At 67.7% G+C, this 15,982-nt stretch carries 14 protein-coding genes; 6 read left to right on the top strand and 8 right to left on the bottom strand.

The genetic code is table 11. The annotated features are described in order from the left end of the window. The first annotated feature begins 101 nt into the window (after positions 1-101). Positions 102-557, top strand: a complete 456-nt coding sequence (locus IFT55_RS12005) for a DUF3617 domain-containing protein (protein ID WP_192092329.1) — start codon at positions 102-104, stop codon at positions 555-557. Here IFT55_RS12005 and IFT55_RS12000 read toward each other — a convergent pair whose 3' ends face one another. Both IFT55_RS12000 and IFT55_RS11995 read right to left on the bottom strand, forming a co-directional pair. Beyond that, positions 558-1,142, bottom strand: coding sequence for a TIGR02466 family protein (locus IFT55_RS12000; protein ID WP_192092327.1), 585 nt, complete (start codon positions 1,140-1,142; stop codon positions 558-560). It lies immediately after the preceding gene. 70 nt (positions 1,143-1,212) lie between these two features. Next, positions 1,213-2,274 (bottom strand): SDR family oxidoreductase, encoded by a 1,062-nt coding sequence (locus tag IFT55_RS11995; protein ID WP_192092325.1) that lies wholly within the window; start codon positions 2,272-2,274, stop codon positions 1,213-1,215. A gap of 80 nt (positions 2,275-2,354) precedes the next feature. On the opposite strand from IFT55_RS11995, the gene IFT55_RS11990 reads away from it, so the two are divergent. Further along, the gene (locus tag IFT55_RS11990) at positions 2,355-2,723 is read left to right on the top strand and encodes a winged helix-turn-helix transcriptional regulator (RefSeq protein WP_192092323.1); all 369 of its coding nucleotides are present in this window, start codon (positions 2,355-2,357) and stop codon (positions 2,721-2,723) included. Positions 2,724-2,851: 128 nt separating this feature from the next. On the opposite strand, the gene pth is transcribed toward IFT55_RS11990, so the two are convergent. The 3 genes from pth to IFT55_RS11975 all read right to left on the bottom strand — a co-directional run bounded on the left by pth (position 2,852) and on the right by IFT55_RS11975 (position 5,559). Beyond that, positions 2,852-3,418, bottom strand: coding sequence for an aminoacyl-tRNA hydrolase (gene pth, locus IFT55_RS11985; protein WP_192092322.1), 567 nt, complete (start codon positions 3,416-3,418; stop codon positions 2,852-2,854). Positions 3,419-3,656: 238 nt separating this feature from the next. After that, a complete protein-coding gene (locus IFT55_RS11980) occupies positions 3,657-4,376 on the bottom strand; it encodes a 50S ribosomal protein L25/general stress protein Ctc (RefSeq protein ID WP_192092320.1) in 720 nt (239 codons plus the stop codon). A gap of 280 nt (positions 4,377-4,656) precedes the next feature. After that, on the bottom strand, positions 4,657-5,559 hold the full coding sequence (locus IFT55_RS11975) for a TraB/GumN family protein (RefSeq protein WP_192092318.1): 903 nt from the start codon (positions 5,557-5,559) through the stop codon (positions 4,657-4,659). Positions 5,560-5,702: 143 nt separating this feature from the next. On the opposite strand from IFT55_RS11975, the gene IFT55_RS11970 reads away from it, so the two are divergent. The 4 genes from IFT55_RS11970 to IFT55_RS11955 all read left to right on the top strand — a co-directional run bounded on the left by IFT55_RS11970 (position 5,703) and on the right by IFT55_RS11955 (position 11,839). After that, positions 5,703-6,569: a glycine--tRNA ligase subunit alpha gene (locus tag IFT55_RS11970; protein ID WP_192092536.1), complete on the top strand. Its 867-nt coding sequence runs from the start codon at positions 5,703-5,705 to the stop codon at positions 6,567-6,569. Then, positions 6,566-8,848 (top strand): glycine--tRNA ligase subunit beta, encoded by a 2,283-nt coding sequence (gene glyS, locus IFT55_RS11965; protein ID WP_192092534.1) that lies wholly within the window; start codon positions 6,566-6,568, stop codon positions 8,846-8,848. The genes IFT55_RS11970 and glyS overlap by 4 nt, the downstream gene beginning before the upstream one ends. A 139-nt stretch (positions 8,849-8,987) precedes the next feature. Beyond that, on the top strand, positions 8,988-11,648 hold the full coding sequence (gene ppdK, locus IFT55_RS11960) for a pyruvate, phosphate dikinase (protein ID WP_192092316.1): 2,661 nt from the start codon (positions 8,988-8,990) through the stop codon (positions 11,646-11,648). Further along, the gene (locus IFT55_RS11955) at positions 11,645-11,839 is read left to right on the top strand and encodes a hypothetical protein (RefSeq protein ID WP_192092314.1); all 195 of its coding nucleotides are present in this window, start codon (positions 11,645-11,647) and stop codon (positions 11,837-11,839) included. Before ppdK ends, IFT55_RS11955 begins: the two co-directional genes overlap by 4 nt. 85 nt (positions 11,840-11,924) lie before the next feature. Here IFT55_RS11955 and IFT55_RS17605 read toward each other — a convergent pair whose 3' ends face one another. The 3 genes from IFT55_RS17605 to IFT55_RS11940 form a co-directional block, all read right to left on the bottom strand. Then, positions 11,925-13,055 carry a copper resistance protein B gene (locus tag IFT55_RS17605; RefSeq protein WP_446740726.1) on the bottom strand — a complete coding sequence of 377 codons (1,131 nt, stop codon included), beginning with the start codon at positions 13,053-13,055 and terminating at the stop codon, positions 11,925-11,927. Then, positions 13,055-14,902: a copper resistance system multicopper oxidase gene (locus tag IFT55_RS11945; RefSeq protein ID WP_342029302.1), complete on the bottom strand. Its 1,848-nt coding sequence runs from the start codon at positions 14,900-14,902 to the stop codon at positions 13,055-13,057. The genes IFT55_RS17605 and IFT55_RS11945 overlap by 1 nt, the downstream gene beginning before the upstream one ends. Before the next feature lie 107 nt (positions 14,903-15,009). Continuing rightward, positions 15,010-15,975 carry an FAD:protein FMN transferase gene (locus tag IFT55_RS11940; protein WP_249403789.1) on the bottom strand — a complete coding sequence of 322 codons (966 nt, stop codon included), beginning with the start codon at positions 15,973-15,975 and terminating at the stop codon, positions 15,010-15,012. Between the last annotated feature and the right edge of the window lie 7 nt (positions 15,976-15,982).

The raw sequence follows: 15,982 nt of genomic DNA, 5'->3' as shown, positions 1-15,982 counted from the left end.
CATATTCCTGAAAAGATGGAGCGGACGCGCCATAGGGCGTCCGGCGCGGATTGACCAGCATGGCCTTGCCGCTAGGACGGCGATTGGGCAGGATCGGCGGCATGCGCGTTCCGATCCTCCTCGCCTTTCTGTTGCCTGCCGCCGGCGCGGCGGCACAGACGATCCAGCCGGGCGAATGGACCGGCACGGTGACGGTCCGCGAACTGGTCGTGCCGGGCGCGCCGTCGTTCCTGCTGTCGATGGCGAAGGGCAAGTCGCGGTCGGAAAAGAAATGCCTATCGCCCGCACTGGCGCAGACTGGGGCCGTGGCGCTGCTGTCGCCCGATCCGAAGGCGAAGTGCACCGTGCTGCACCAGCAACTGGCGGGCGGGCGCTACGAACAGACGCTGTCGTGTCCGCAGCGCAATGGCACGCCGCTGAACGTGGTCCGGCGCGGCAGCTACGATGCGAACGGGTTGACTGGCACGGTGGTCATGACCGGAACGACGCCCAAGGGCGCGATGCGTTTTGCAGGCGATCAGGTGGTCCGGCGGACGAAGCCCGCCTGTCGCGGATGATTACCAGCGATAATTGAAGCTGACGCTGATCCGTTCGCCCTTGCCGGCATGCGGCAGGACTTCGTGACGCAACCAGCTTTCCCACAGCAACAGCGTGCCGGCGCGCGGCGCGACCGTGTCGAACGTGCCGGGGCGGGTGGGGGCGGCCATCAGCATCGGCAGGCGCGGGTCTTCGAACCGGATACCGCCCGCGCCGTCGGGGACGGCGACATACAGCGTGCCCGACACGACACTGTGCGGGTGCAGATGCCCCGAGTGACCCCCGCCGGGCTTGAGCAGATTGACCCACAGGCTGTCGAGTTTCAGCCGCCGTCCCGCCAGATCGAAGCCGCACGCCGCCGCGAACGCCGCGACATGCCGGTCGAGGACGCGCTTGAGGTCGGCAAAGGCCGGATCGCGCATCGGCAGGTCGTTGAGCGAGGCGTAGGACGTATAGCCACGATAGGCATGCGCCTTCGACCAGCGGCGTCCCGCCATGTCCTCTTCCGCCAGCATCCGAACCGATGCGTCGAGATCGGCGATCAACGCATCGTCGGCGATGGCTTCTTCATACAGGGTGGTCGGAAACAGCGAGCGGACGGTCATGGTCGATCCCTTCGGGCCAGCCGTCCGCTTGCCGCAAATGGCGCGGGTTGGAAAGGCAACGCGCCCCGGCTTACGGAAGAAGCCGGTCGGCCCGCAGCCGTTCGAACAGCGCGAAGAACGCGTCGTCGGTCGCGCGATAGCCGGTGAAGCCCAGCCGGCGGCTTTTCGACATGTCCGTCACGACCTCGATCGGGCGACCCAGATCGGCGTCGGTATGCCATGGCGAGGCGAGGCGCGCGAGATCGGGTTCGGCCAGCCCCTCGCGTTGCGCGATCGTGCGCCACAGGCCGGCATCGCCGGCCATCTGTTCTTCGAGCGGGCGGGGCGTGCCGTCGAACGGCGCGGGTTCGACGCCGAACCATTGCGCGATCCGCGACCACATCCATTCCCAACGGAAGATGTCGCCGTTGACGATATTGAACGCCTCGTTCTGCGCCGCCTTCGTCCCGGTCGCCCACAGCATCTGTTCGGCCAGTTGCCCGGCGTCGGTCATGTCGGTCAGCCCGTTCCACTGCGCCGCCGATCCGGGGAAGGCGAAGGGGCGACCGGTTTCGCGGCACAGCGTGGCATAGACCGCCAGCGTCGTGCCCATGTTCATGGCGTTGCCGACCGCCTTGCCGATGACAGTGTGCGGGCGGTGGACGCTCCACGTGAACCCGTCGCGCGCGGCAGCGGCGAACAGTTCGTCCTCCTGCGCGTAGTAGAAATTTTCGACGTCCAGCCGGCCCTGTTCCTCGCGGAACGGCGTCTGCGGCAGCGCGCCCTTGCCGTACGCCTCGAACGGCCCGAGATAATGTTTCAGCCCGGTGACCAGCGCGACATGGCGCGGCCGGGTGGGTGCCGGCAGGCCGTTCAGCAGGTTGCGGACCATCGCCGAATTGACGCGGATATTTTCCGCCTCGCTGTCCTGCCGCAGCCACGTGGTGATGAACACCGCGTCGGGATCGACCCCCTTCAGCGCCGTCGCCGTCGCGGCGGCATCGCGCAGGTCGGCGGCGACGGGTTTGACGCCGTCCTGTGCGGCGGGATTGCGGGCGAGGCCGTGGACGGCCCATCCGCGCTGCGTCAGCAGGGTCGCAGTCGCGTTGCCGACGATCCCGCTGGCCCCGACCACCAATGCTGTCTTGCCCATGTGTACGCTCCGTTTCGGTTGATGCGCAAAGCTGGTAACGCATTGGCGTGCCTTCCAGACGGCACCAGAAGGTGCCCAGCATGCAAGCCGGATCGAACGAGGACGAATGGCGGGAGGATTGCGCGCCGCGCCGCATCCTGACGATGTTCGCGACCAAATGGACCAGCATGGTGCTGCACACGCTGCACGCGCGCCACGGCGGGGCGGCCCGCACCGGCGCGTTGCAGCGCAGCCTGCCGGGCATTTCGCAGAAGATGCTGACGCAGACGTTGCGGCGGATGGAAGAGGCGGGGCTGTTGACGCGGCATGTCGGCGACGGGATGCCGCCCGCGGTCGAGTATCGGCTGACAGTGCTCGGCAGGCGGTTTCTGGAGCCGGTCGAGATGCTCTATGGCTGGGCGCGGGACAATGCCGATGCGCTGGACGCCCTCGGCGAGCGGCGGGGGTGAGTCGGGCTAGGGTGCTTCGATACGGGCCTTCGACTTCGCTCAGTCCCTACTCAGCATGGACGGGTGGGGCTGGGGAGCGCGGGTAGCGGGTAGCGGGGGATCAGGCAGTGACAGGACGACGGCCTGCCTCACGCCATCCGTCGGGCGACCTCGTTCATGAACCGCACGTCGTCGCCCGCCGCGAGCCATTCGGCCTCCGCCGCGACCGCGCCGAGCAGGTCGGTCAGGTCGTCCATCTCGGCCTTCGCGAAATTGCCCAGCACATGCGGCGTCACCCGGTCCTTGTGCCCCGGATGGCCGATGCCCAGCCGCACGCGGCGGAAGTCCGCGCCGATATGCGCGTCGGTCGAGCGCAGCCCGTTATGGCCGGCGGTGCCGCCGCCGGTCTTCACCTTCAGCTTGAACGGGGCAAGGTCGAGTTCGTCGTGGAACAGCGTCACGGCGGCCGGGTCCAGCTTGTAGAAGCGCATCGCTTCGCCGACCGCGCGGCCGCTTTCGTTCATCCACGTGCCGGGTTTCAGCAGTAGCACCCGGTGCGTGCCGATGCGCCCTTCCTGTACCCAGCCCTGAAACGCGCGCTTCGGCGCGGAGAAGCCGTGGACCGCCGCGATCGCGTCGACCGCCATGAAGCCGATATTGTGGCGGTGCATGGCATATTGCGGCCCCGGATTGCCCAGCCCTGTCCACAATTGCATCACGCGCACCCTTCTTCATACGAAAGGGGCGGGGCCGTGCCGCAGCACCGCCCCGCCCCCGATCAGGCCATTCCCGGCACGGACCTGTCCGCCTCCGCCGTTCGTGCTGAGTAGCCATTGAGCTTGTCGAAATGGCGTATCGAAGGTCCGTCCAGGCGGTACTTCGATACGGGTCTTCGACAAGCTCAGCCCCTACTCAGCATGAACGGCGTTATGCCCGGGGCAGAAGCCGAAAAGATCAGCCCTTCTTCTGGGGCGTGATCTTGTCGTCGTCGTTGTCGTCGTCGTTCGGCTCGACTTCGGCAGCTTCACCGGCCAGTTCGGCCTCATGCTCGGCCGACTGCGCTTCGGCGACTTCGGCGGCCAGCGCCTCGTCAGCCTGCGTCGGGACGGTCGGCGGCACGATCGTGGCGATGGTGAAGTCGCGGTCGTCGACCGAAGGCTCCACGCCGTCGGGCAGCGTCACGTCGGAGATGTGGATCGAATCGCCGACTTCGCGGCCGGTCAGGTCGATCGTGATCTCGCTGGGGATGTTCGACGCATCGACCACCAGCTCGACTTCGTGGCGCACGACGTTCAGCACGCCGTTCGCACGCTTGATGCCAGGCGCGTCGTCTTCGTTGATGAACACCACCGGCACGGCGACGGTCACGGTCGCGTCCTTGGCGATGCGCAGGAAGTCGACATGGATCGGCTGGTCGGTCACGACGTCGAAGCTGACGTCCTTGGCCAGCGTGCGGATCTGCTTGCCGCCGACGTCGACCATGATGACCGAGTTCATGAAGTGGCCGGTCATCAGCTGCTTCATCAGTTCGCGGGCATTCACATGGATGCCCTGCGGCTCCTGCTTGTTGCCATAGATTACGGCGGGGACGCGGCCTTCGCGACGAAGTGCCCGGGAGGCTCCCTTGCCAGCCCGGTCACGCGTCTCGGCCGACAGGTGCAGCGTATCGCTCATCATGTCTTCCAGTGCGTTAGATTCATGTACCTTGGCGCGGGCGGGCCTCCAGGGATGACCCCGTCCACGACAAGCGCGGGCGCATAGGGCAAAGGGGCGGCGGACGCAAGATTGCGCGGCGGCATCCGCGGATTTCCGCCAAAGGTCACGAAAGTCACACTCGTGCGCATTTGCGACGAAACGCGGTCCGGCGCGACGACGATGTCAAAGAACGGCCGGCATTCCGGCGGGCGACAGGATCATGGCAGGACCGAGTCGTGTAGGACAGCGCCGATCCGCATCACCGTACGCGCGACCGTACGCGCGCGGTCGCGATGCCGCGCAGCCGCAGCCGGGCCTGCACGGCGTCCGGCCCCGCCAGATGCCCCGCACCGACCGCGACGAAGCGCGTGCCGGGAAGGCGCATCCAGCGCGCGATGGCGGCGGCCCAGCGGTCGTTGCGGTCGGTCAGCAGCGCGGGGCGCATCGCGGGCGGCAGGTCGCGCCCGACGATCGCCGCCAGCGCGTGCGTATCGCCCGCACCCCACGCCGCAACCAGTTCCGCCATCGCCGCGACCGCCCGGTCGCCGCCGGCGATCGTCCGTTCCAGCATGGCCACCTGTACGTCATGCGGCAGCGAATCGAACATCGCGATCTGTTCCGCCTGATCCTCCAGTCCGATGACCGGCATGCCCGCGCGACGGGCGCGGGCGGCGAGCAGCGTTTCGGGCGCGCCGTCGCGGCGATAGCCCGCCGCGTGCAGCCGCGCCGCCGTCAGCGCGGTCGCCGCCAGCCACGGATCGGCGCGATCGAACGCGTCGGGGCGCAGACCCGCCGCTGCCAGCGCGGTGGGCAGGCGGGCTGCGACGGCGGCGGGCAGGCGTGCGGGCAGGGGCGGTGCGTCGGACGGCGGCGCGGCGTCCGCCAGCGCGGCAGCGGTTTCCGCCGGGGTGGGGGCGACCAGTTCGAGGACCAGCGTATCGCTGGCCGCCAATGCCTTCGCCGCCGCCGGGTACAACCATGCCGTGCCGGGGGGCAGGTCGTGGACCGTGCCGAACAGCCAGATCGTCGTGTCTGCATCGCGCGCGGCCCACAGCGCCGGGTGAAGCACGGCAGGCGCGGCGACCGGACTGGCGAGCAACAGCCAAGCGGCGATGGCGGCGAGCCCGTGGCGCAACAGGTGGACGGGGCGGGCGGACGTCATGGCGGATGCATGGGGCCGACGCTCGCAGGCGGTCAACCGGAGGGACAAATCGCTGCGTCCCGAACCCGCCCACGGCTCGCTTGACCCCTGTACGCCCATCCGGCAGACGCTCGGGCGTGACCCAGCCGCTCTCCTTCCAGAAGATGATCCTCACGCTCCATGACTATTGGAGCGACCGGGGATGCGTGATCCTGCAACCGTTCGACATGCGGATGGGGGCGGGGACGTTCCACCCCGCGACCACGCTGCGCGCGCTGGGGCCGGAACCGTGGAACGCCGCGTTCGTCCAGCCGTGCCGCCGTCCGACCGATGGCCGGTATGGCGAGAATCCGAACCGGTTGCAGCATTATTACCAGTATCAGGTAATCCTGAAACCATCGCCCGGCGACTTGCAGGAACTGTATCTGGGGTCGCTGGCGGCGATCGGAATCGACTTTACCCAGCACGATATCCGCTTCGTCGAGGATGATTGGGAATCGCCAACGCTCGGCGCATGGGGGCTCGGCTGGGAAGTATGGTGCGACGGGATGGAAGTCACCCAGTTCACCTATTTCCAGCAGATGGGCGGGTTCGATTGCAAGCCGGTCGCGGGCGAGCTGACCTATGGTCTCGAACGGCTGGCGATGTACATCCAGGACAAGGACAGCGTGTACGACCTGGCGTTCAACGACGCGGGCGTGACGTACGGCGACGTGTTCCTCGAAAACGAGAAACAGATGTCGAAATGGAATTTCGAGGTCGCCGATACCGATACGCTGTTCGACCTGTTCAGAAAGGCGGCGGCGGAGTGCGAGAACAGTCTGGCCGCCGACGTGCCGCTGGCTGCGTATGAGCAGGCGATCGAGGCGAGCCACGTCTTCAACCTGTTGAACGCGCGCGGCGTCATCTCGGTGGCGGAGCGGCAGGCCTATATCGGGCGGGTGCGCGATCTGGCGAAGGGGTCGTGCGCGAAATGGATCGAGACGCAGACGCCGGGCTGGCAGGCGAAGTTTCCGGGGTGGGTGGCATGACCGACTTCCTGCTCGAATTGCGTTCCGAGGAAATTCCCGCGCGGATGCAGGGCCGCGCGCGCGAGGATCTGGCGAAGCTGTTCACCGCCGAACTGGCGAAGGCGGGCATCGCCGCCGCGCGGATCACGACCTATGCCACGCCGCGCCGGCTGGCGCTGATCGCGCACGACCTGCCCGAACGGACCGAGCCGGTGCGCGAGGAAGTGAAGGGGCCGCGCGCCTCCGCGCCGCCACAGGCGCTGGAAGGATTCCTGCGCAAGACCGGGCTGACGCGCGACGCGCTGACCGAACGCGACGGCATATTGTTCGCGGTGACCGAACAGCCGGGGCGCGAGACGGCGCAGGTGCTGGCCGCCGCGATCCCCGCGATCGTCCGGGCGTTTCCGTGGCCCAAGTCGATGCGCTGGGGCGCCGCCTCGCTCAGCCCGGAAAGCCCGCGCTGGGTGCGGCCGTTGCAGGGGATCGTCGCGCTGTTCGGTGAGATGATCGTGCCGTGCGAGGTCGCGGGCGTAACCAGCGGCGCGGCGACGGTGGGGCATCGCTTCCACCATCCGGGCGCCATCACCATCGGGTCGGCGGCGGACTATGTCGAAAAGCTGCGTGCGTGCCACGTGGTGGTCGATCAGAACGAGCGCGCGGCGATCATCGCGATCGGTGCCAAGATGGCGGCGACCGGGGCCGGGCTGACGCTGGTCGAGGATGAAGGTCTGCTGATCGAGAATGCGGGCTTGACCGAATGGCCGGTGCCGTTGCTCGGTCGGTTCGATCCCGCGTTCCTGTCGGTCCCGCCGGAGGTCATCCAGTTGACCGCGCGGGTGAACCAGAAATATTTCGTGTGCCGCGATGCCGAAGGGCAGCTTGCCGACGCGTTCGTCTGCACCGCCAATATCGATGCGGCGGACGGCGGCGACCGGATCGTCGAGGGCAACCGCAAGGTGCTGGCGGCGCGGCTGTCGGATGCGAAGTTCTTCTACGAAACCGACCTGAAGACGCGGTTGGAAGACCAGTTGCCGAAGCTGGACAAGATCGTGTTCCACGAAAAGCTGGGCACGGTCGCGGACAAGGTCGAGCGGGTGGCGAAGCTGGCCGAATGGCTGGCGACGCAGGGCATCGTGCCCGGCTGCGATCCGGCGCTGGCCGGACGCGCGGCGCGGCTGGCGAAGGCCGATCTCGTCACCGGCATGGTCGGGGAATTTCCCGAATTGCAGGGGCTGATGGGCGGCTATTATGCCGCTGCGCAGGGTGAACCGCAGGAAGTCGCGGACGCGATCCGGGATCATTACAAGCCGGTCGGGCAGGGGGATGACGTGCCTACCGAGCCGGTTACGGTGGCGGTGGCGCTGGCGGACAAGCTGGATACGATTGCTTCTTTTTTCTTAGTTTCGGAACGTCCATCCGGTTCACGTGACCCCTTCGCATTGCGACGGGCTGCGCTGGCAATCATCGCATTAGTCCTTGCGAATAAATTACGGCTTTCGGTGAGCGCGGCCCTTCTCCGAAGCGGCCGCATGGCAATCAGTGACGTTGTCATTCGCGATACCAAAGGTGAATTAGCAGAACTCTGGAACTCACTTAGCGTCGCTATTCGTGATGAAGAACAAACGAATGAAGCTTTCCAGAAGATCTTGAAAGAAGGGGATCCCCAGCGTCGAAACGGTCGGTTCGATCCCGATTTTGTCAAGCTTTCCGTCGATTTCTTCGCCGACCGCCTAAAGGTCCAGCAACGCGAAGCCGGCGTCCGGCACGACTTGATCGACGCGGTGTTCGCGCTGGGGGGCGAAGACGACCTTGTCCGGCTGCTCGCGCGCGTTCACGCGTTGCAGGCGTTCGTCACGACCGAGGACGGTGCGAACCTGTTGGCCGGGTACAAGCGGGCGGCGAATATCCTGAAGAAGGAAGGGCCGGTCCCCGCCGTCGCGGAAATACCCGCGACCGGGGAGGAAGACCCGCTGGTCGAGGTCGAGGACCCCGATTTCGCGCCGATCGTTGCCGAGTTCGCCCGCACCGAGCGCGAGAAACATGCGTTCGAACCGGCCGAGGCCGCGCTGATGGCGGCGCTGGACGCTGCCGAGCCGCGCGCGGCGCAGGCGATCGCGGCGGAGGATTTCGCGGGCGCGATGGCGGCGCTTGCGACGCTGCGCGGGCCGATCGACGCATTCTTCACCGACGTGACGGTCAACGACGCGAACGCGAACAAGCGCGCGCACCGGCTGGCGCTGCTCGCACGCGTACGCAAAGCGGTACATCAGGTGGCCGACTTCTCGAAAATTGAGGGCTGACCTGGACGTTTAACCCGTTTAACGGGGGTTCGTACTGCCCGGCCGCGAATCGCGGCCGGGCGACGGGCCGGCTCGTCCGGTCCGCACACCCAACCCGCGGTCGCCGCCGGCGTCTGCGGACAGCACAGGAACGGACTGCATGACGCAATATGTCTATCGCTTCGGCGGCGGGGTTTCGGACGGCGGGTCGGGCGACAAGACGCTGCTGGGCGGCAAGGGCGCGAATCTGGACGAAATGGCGTCCATCGGCCTGCCGGTGCCGCCGGGCTTCACCATCGCGACCACGATGTGCACGCGCTATTACGAGGAAGGCCAGTCCTTTCCCGATTCGCTGCGCGATGAGGTCGCGAACGGCCTGATCCATATCGAGGGGATCACGGGCAAGAAGTTCGGCGACGAAGCCGATCCGCTGCTGGTGTCGGTGCGGTCGGGCGCGCGGGTGTCGATGCCGGGCATGATGGACACGGTGCTGAACCTCGGGCTGAACGACGCGACGGTGCAGGGGCTGGCGGCCGTGTCGGACGATGCGCGGTTCGCATGGGACAGCTATCGCCGCTTCATCCAGATGTATTCGGACGTCGTGCTGGAACTGGACCATGGCCGGTTCGAGGAGGCGCTGGAAATCGCGAAGGAAGATCGCGGCTATTATCTCGACACCGAACTGACCGCCGCCGACTGGCAGGCGCTGGTGGCCGAATACAAGGCGATCGTCGAGGAATTGTGGGGCAAGCCGTTCCCGCAGGACGTGCACGACCAGTTGTGGGGCGCGATCGGCGCGGTGTTCGGATCGTGGCAGGCGGACCGGGCCAAGGTGTATCGCCGGTTGAACAACATTCCCGGCGACTGGGGCACGGCGGTGAACGTGCAGGCGATGGTGTTCGGCAACATGGGCGACACGTCGGCGACTGGCGTGGCGTTCACGCGCGATCCGTCGACCGGGGCCAATGCCTATTACGGCGAATTCCTGATCAACGCGCAGGGCGAAGACGTGGTGGCGGGCATCCGCACGCCGCAATATCTGACGCTGGCGGCGCGTGAGGCGGCGAATGCCAAGCCGGCATCGATGGAAGAGGCGATGCCCGACGCCTATGCCGAACTGGCGGCGGTGTTCGACCGGCTGGAAAAGCATTATCGCGACATGCAGGACATCGAATTCACGGTGCAGCAGGGCAAGCTGTGGATGTTGCAGACGCGGTCGGGCAAGCGGACGGCCAAGGCCGCGCTGAAGATCGCGGTCGACATGGCCGAGGAAGGGCTGATCACGCGCGAGGAAGCGATCCTGCGTGTCGATCCGCAGGCGCTGGACCAGCTCCTGCACCCGACGCTGGACCCCAAGGCGCGGCGCGACGTGCTGACCAAGGGGCTGCCGGCATCGCCGGGCGCGGCGAGCGGCGTGGCGGTGTTCGACAGCGACACGGCGGAGCGCCGGTCGAACGCGGGCGACGCGGTGATCCTGATCCGCACCGAAACCAGCCCCGAGGATATTCACGGCATGCACGCCGCGCGCGGCATCCTGACCGCACGCGGCGGGATGACCAGCCACGCCGCCGTCGTGGCGCGAGGCATGGGCCGGCCGTGCGTGTCCGGCGCGGGCAGCATCTCGATCGATGCGAAGGCGGGCGTGATGAAGGTCGCCGGGCGCGAGATTCGCGAAGGTGATATCGTCACGATCGACGGTTCGACTGGTGAGGTGATGGCCGGCGCGGTGGCGACGGTGCAGCCCGAACTGGCGGGCGATTTCGGCACGATGATGGAATGGGCCGATGGCGTCCGCCGGCTGAAGGTGCGCGCCAATGCCGAAACCCCGCTCGATTGCCGCACCGCGCGCGAATTCGGCGCGGAAGGCATCGGGCTGTGCCGTACCGAGCATATGTTCTTCGAACAGAGCCGGATCACGTCGGTGCGCCAGATGATCCTTGCCGAGGACGAGGCTGGTCGGCGCGTCGCGCTGGAAAAGCTGCTGCCCGAACAGCGCAGCGATTTCGTCGAGATCTTCGAGGTGATGGTCGGGCTGCCCTGCACCATCCGCCTGCTCGATCCGCCGCTGCACGAATTCCTGCCGCATGCGGAAGCCGAGTTCGACGAGGTCGCACAGGCGGCTGGCATCGCGGTCGAGCAGTTGAAGCGCCGCGCGGCGGAATTGCACGAATTCAACCCGATGCTGGGCCATCGCGGGTGCCGGCTGGGCGTGACCTATCCCGAAATCTACGAGATGCAGGCCCGCGCGATCTTCGAGGCGGCGGTGATCGTCGCGGAGAAATCGGGTGCGGCCCCGATCCCCGAAGTCATGATCCCACTGGTCGGCACCAAGCGCGAGCTGGAGTTGATGAAGGCGGTGGTCGATGCGGCGGCAGAGGCGGTGTTCGCCGACAAGGGCCGGCGGATCGAGTATCTGGTCGGCACGATGATCGAACTGCCGCGCGCCGCATTGAAGGCAGGCGAGATCGCGGAGGCCGGGGAATTCTTCTCCTTCGGCACCAACGATCTGACCCAGACGACGCTGGGCGTCAGCCGCGACGACGCCAGCCGGTTCCTGGGCGCCTATGTCGACAAGGGCATCTATGCCCGCGATCCGTTCGTATCGATCGACGTCGAGGGCGTGGGCGAGTTGATCGAACTGGCCGCCGAACGCGGACGCAAGACGCGCCCCGACATCAAGCTGGGCATCTGCGGCGAACATGGCGGCGACCCGGCATCGATCGCGTTCTGTGAAAAGGTCGGTCTGGATTACGTATCGGCAAGCCCGTACCGCGTGCCGATCGCCCGGCTGGCAGCGGCACAGGCAGCGCTAGGCGGATGAGGCATGATGCCGCGCGGGTGACGCGGGACGGGTTCGATCGCATCGGCCCGTTCCACCCCGCCTTCCTGTGGGGGGCGGTGGTCGTGTTCGACCTGCTGGTCGTGCTGGCGATCCTGCTGGCGGTGACGAAGCTGGGCGACAAGGTCGAGGACGTCGTCGCGCCGGGCGGCGAGGAATGGGTTACGTTTTAAGGCGATCGGTCGGTGTTTGGTGGTCGCCGGCGTCGTCGGCACCCACGGCATCAAGGTAAACAGTCACCCCTTACATCATCACGCTTCAGAACCACGCCCGCACGCCTGCCACGATGCTCGCACCGCCGCTGTCGCCGCCGCGCGTGCGGGCGAAGCGGGCGGTGTCGCCGAATGTGCGTTCCCACGAGACGCCGACATAGGGCGCGAATTCGCGGGTGATCTCGTAGCGCAGGCGCAGGCCCAGTTCGGCGGCGGTGATGCCCGATCCGGTGCCGGTGTCGCGAATGTCCTGTGCCGACAGGTTCAGTTCGGCGCGCGGCTGCGCGATCCAGCGTTGCGTCAGACGCTGGTCGTAATAGCCTTCGATCCGGGCGAGCAGTTCGCCCTTGGTCGACACGAGCGCCGCCGCCTCGACCTCGAACCAATAGGGGGCCAGTCCTTCGACCCCGATAGTCGCGAAGGTACGCGTCGGCGTCGGGCGGATGTCGTGCCGGACGCCTGCCTGAAGGTTGAAATAGGGTCCGATCGCGCGCGAATAGAGTGCCTGAACCTCGGCGGCGTCGACGCGGTCGCCGCCTTCGCCTTCGGACTTGACCACCAGCCGATGGATGTCGCCGCCGAACCAGCCTTCGCCTTCCCAGCCATAGCCGGTGCCGCCGTCGCGTACGCGCAGTTCGGCGATGTCGAGCATGACCTGCGCGAAAGTCTGCGCGCCGCCTTCGTCATGCATCATCGTGGCACGGGCGCGGGCCATCGCGGCGGGGTTCCACACGCGGTCTGCCCATGTCGCCGTCGGCACCGGCGGGGCGGGGGCGTCCCCCGGCGGCAGGTCGGTGCCGAGCGGGGCCGTTTCCGGCGCGACGATGGCGGGGGCGGTCATGACGTGGCCGGCGTGCGGGTCGGCGGGCGCGGGATCGGCAGCGGCGGGGGCGGTGTGATCCATGCCCGCCATCGCCGAATGGTCCATCGTTGAATGGTCCATCGTCGAATGGTCCGTCTGCGAGTGATCCATTCCTGAATGGTCGACCGGCGCGGCTGGTTTCGGCGCGGCGGGTCGGGGCGCGGCGGGCTTGGGCGTGGTCGGCTTCGCAGCCGGACGCTTGCGCACGCGCGGTCGGGCGGCGGGCGTTGCAGGCATCGGCATCGTCATGCCGGGCATGGCATGGCCCGAATGATCCTGTGCCGGGACCAGCGTGGCGAGCAGGGCGGCCAGCATCATGCGGCGTCGCCGCGCGGGCGGACGCTGACGACGCGCATCATGCCCGCCAGCATGTGATAGAGCATGTGGCAATGGAACGCCCAGTCGCCGACCGCATCGGCGGTCAGGTCGAACCGGACCATGCCGCCGGGCTGGACCAGCACGGTGTGTTTGCGCGGGCTGTACGCGCCATGCCCCGTGACCAGGTCGAAGAAATGGCCGTGCAGGTGGATCGGATGCCCCATCATCGTGTCGTTGATGAGGTTCACGCGCACCCGCTCCCCTTCGGTAAAGGCGAAAGGTTCGTGCGCCTCTGACATTTTCGCACCGTCGAAGCCCCACATGAAGCGTTCCATATTGCCGGTCAGGTGGATGTCGAACTGCCGACCGGGTGCGCGCAGGTCGGGATTGCGATCGAGCGATTTCAGGTCGCGATAGGTCAGTACGCGGTGGCCGACGCCGTCCAGCCCCTGTCCCGGATATCCGGTGCGGTCGACCGGCATGGCGGACAGGGTCTGGACCCCCGGACCCTTGCGCACCTGCGGCGCGACGCGGAAATCGCGCATCTTCATCGCGCCGTGATCCATCGTCGAATGGTCCATCGTTCCGTGGTCCATCGCGCCATGATCCATGGCCGCGTGATCCATTCCCGGCATATCCGGCAGGACATCGCGCGCGCCCGGCGTGGCGAGGTAGCGCGAGGCATTGCGTTCGACGGTCGGATCGACGCCGCGCGGGGCGTTCGCGTCGCCCATGCCGGGCATCCCCATATCGGCCATCGTCGCCAACGGGCGGGGACGCAGCGGCGGCACCGGGGCGGTCATGCCGGCGCGGGGGGCCAGCGTCGCGCGCGCCATGCCCGACCGGTCGATACTCTCACCGACCAGCGTGTAAGCGCGATCTTCGGGCGTGACGATCACGTCATAGGTTTCGGCGACGCCGATCTGCAGCTCGTCCACCGTCACCGGCTGGACGTTCAGTCCGTCGGCCTGCACCACCGTCAGCGCCAGCCCCGGAATGCGGACGTTGAAACTGGTCATCGCCGATGCGTTGACGATGCGCAGCCGCACCCGTTGCCCGGCATCGAACAGTGCGGTCCAGTTGTCGCGCGGGCCATGGCCGTTGACGAGGTAGGTATAGGCCGCGCCGGTCGCGTCGGCGATATCGGCGGGGTCCATCCGCATCGCGCCCCATGCGTGACGGTCCTTCGCCCGCTGGTCGCGGCCCGCGATCAGGCCGCCGAGCGTCTGGCGCTGAAAATTGTAATAGCCCGGCTGGACCTTCATCCGGCGAAAGATCGCCGCCGGGCTGGACCGGCTATGGTCGGACAGCAGGACGACGTGCTGCCGGTCCGATTCCACCGCATCGGGACCGGCGGGGTCGATTACGATCGGACCGTACAGCCCCTCCTGCTCCTGTCCGCCCGAATGGCTGTGATACCAGTAGGTGCCGTTCTGCCGCACCGGAAATTCATAGGTGAAGGACGTCCCCGGCGCGATGCCGGGAAACGAAACGCCGGGCACGCCGTCATACTGGAACGGCACCAGCAGCCCGTGCCAGTGGAGCGAGGTATCGACGTCGAGATCGTTGACCACGCGGATGCGCGCGGTCTGCCCTTCGCGCAGGCGGATCAGCGGGGCGGGGGACGATCCGTTGATCCCGACCGCGCGGGTGGCGACCCCGTCCACCATCAGCACCTGCCGCGCGATCCGCAGCACGATATCGTCTCCCGACACGACCGGCAGCACGTCGGCCAGCCCGGTCGCGACGCTGCGCGCCCATGCCGGCGTCGCGGCGGCCAGCGCCATGCCGCCGCCGCCAAGGGCGGCCGCGCGTAACAGGCGGCGGCGATCGATCGGGTTCACACGGGTTCCTTCGGCACGATGGTGGGACCGATATCGGGTCGCGGACGGGATACGCCAACCCGTTGGTCCCGACCGGCGCAGCGCGAATATCCAGTACGAACGGAACGCTACGCCAGCATCGCCGCCAGCGCCGGTGTCACGACCTCGCGCACACCCTCGGGGGTGCGCAGGACCAGCCGGGCCGCAATCCTCATCCGGTCGATCGGCACGGTATCGGGATAGCCGACCGCCAGCGCCGTTGCCAGCGCATCGGCCAGTGCGGCGGACGACGCGACGACGCTGACCGCGATCACGCCGTTGTTGGCCGGGCGACCGGTACGCGGGTCGATCGAATGGTCGCCCTTGCGATAGGTGCCGGTGGTCGCCACCGCGCACTGGTGCAACGCCACGCGGAGCGGGGGCAGGCCGATGCCCGGCGGCGTTTCCAGATCGACCCACCACGGATCGCCGTCCGGTCGCATGCCACGTCCCGCCAGTTCGCCGCCGACTTCGGTCAGGCAATGGAGGATGCCATGTTCGGCCAGCAGATCGGCAAGCGCGTCGGCCGCATATCCTTTCGCGACACCCGACAGGTCGAGCGCGAGGCCGCCGGGCTGGCGCAACCGGCGCCCGGTGGAATCGTAGCGCAGGCGTCGCCAGCCGGACGCCGCGCGCGCCGCGTCGATCGCGGCGGCATCGGGAACCGGCATCGGGCCGGGCGGGCCGAATCCCCATCGATCGACCAGATGCCCGATCGTCGGATCGAACGCCCCCCCGCTTGCCGCCGCGATCCGCAGCGACAGGTCGATGACCGCCGCGAAATCGGCCGGCAGGTCGATCGTCCGCCCCGCCGGTACATGGTTGAAGCCGCACAGCGCCGATTCCGGTTCCCAATGGCTCATCTGCGCGACCAGATCGGCCAGCCGCGCCTCGATCGCGTGGCGGACCGGTTCCGCATCATGGGCGGACGGCGCGGCATAGCGCACCGTCCATCCGGTCCCCATCGTGGTGCCATCCAGCGTCACGACGATCGCATCGGGATCGTGCGTCGCCAGTGCCGCCGGGTCCAGCCGCGACGGCAGTGCGATACGCATCGTGTCG

It is taken from the genome of Sphingomonas sp. CFBP 13720 (assembly GCF_014842075.1).
GTDB lineage: Bacteria > Pseudomonadota > Alphaproteobacteria > Sphingomonadales > Sphingomonadaceae > Sphingomonas.
Note: the sequence above shows the minus strand (reverse complement) of the source record. Positions and strands in the feature narration are given on the sequence as shown.

Excerpts from the sequence above, each read along its gene's own strand:
- IFT55_RS12005 (WP_192092329.1), top strand. The coding sequence starts at position 102 with ATGCGCGTTCCGATCCTCCTCGCCTTTCTGTTGCCTGCCGCCGGCGCG.
- IFT55_RS12000 (WP_192092327.1), bottom strand. The coding sequence starts at position 1,142 with ATGACCGTCCGCTCGCTGTTTCCGACCACCCTGTATGAAGAAGCCATC.
- IFT55_RS11995 (WP_192092325.1), bottom strand. The coding sequence starts at position 2,274 with ATGGGCAAGACAGCATTGGTGGTCGGGGCCAGCGGGATCGTCGGCAAC.
- IFT55_RS11990 (WP_192092323.1), top strand. The coding sequence starts at position 2,355 with ATGCAAGCCGGATCGAACGAGGACGAATGGCGGGAGGATTGCGCGCCG.
- pth (WP_192092322.1), bottom strand. The coding sequence starts at position 3,418 with ATGCAATTGTGGACAGGGCTGGGCAATCCGGGGCCGCAATATGCCATG.
- IFT55_RS11980 (WP_192092320.1), bottom strand. The coding sequence starts at position 4,376 with ATGAGCGATACGCTGCACCTGTCGGCCGAGACGCGTGACCGGGCTGGC.
- IFT55_RS11975 (WP_192092318.1), bottom strand. The coding sequence starts at position 5,559 with ATGACGTCCGCCCGCCCCGTCCACCTGTTGCGCCACGGGCTCGCCGCC.
- IFT55_RS11970 (WP_192092536.1), top strand. The coding sequence starts at position 5,703 with ATGATCCTCACGCTCCATGACTATTGGAGCGACCGGGGATGCGTGATC.
- glyS (WP_192092534.1), top strand. The coding sequence starts at position 6,566 with ATGACCGACTTCCTGCTCGAATTGCGTTCCGAGGAAATTCCCGCGCGG.
- ppdK (WP_192092316.1), top strand. The coding sequence starts at position 8,988 with ATGACGCAATATGTCTATCGCTTCGGCGGCGGGGTTTCGGACGGCGGG.
- IFT55_RS11955 (WP_192092314.1), top strand. The coding sequence starts at position 11,645 with ATGAGGCATGATGCCGCGCGGGTGACGCGGGACGGGTTCGATCGCATC.
- IFT55_RS17605 (WP_446740726.1), bottom strand. The coding sequence starts at position 13,055 with ATGCTGGCCGCCCTGCTCGCCACGCTGGTCCCGGCACAGGATCATTCG.
- IFT55_RS11940 (WP_249403789.1), bottom strand. The coding sequence starts at position 15,975 with ATGCGTATCGCACTGCCGTCGCGGCTGGACCCGGCGGCACTGGCGACG.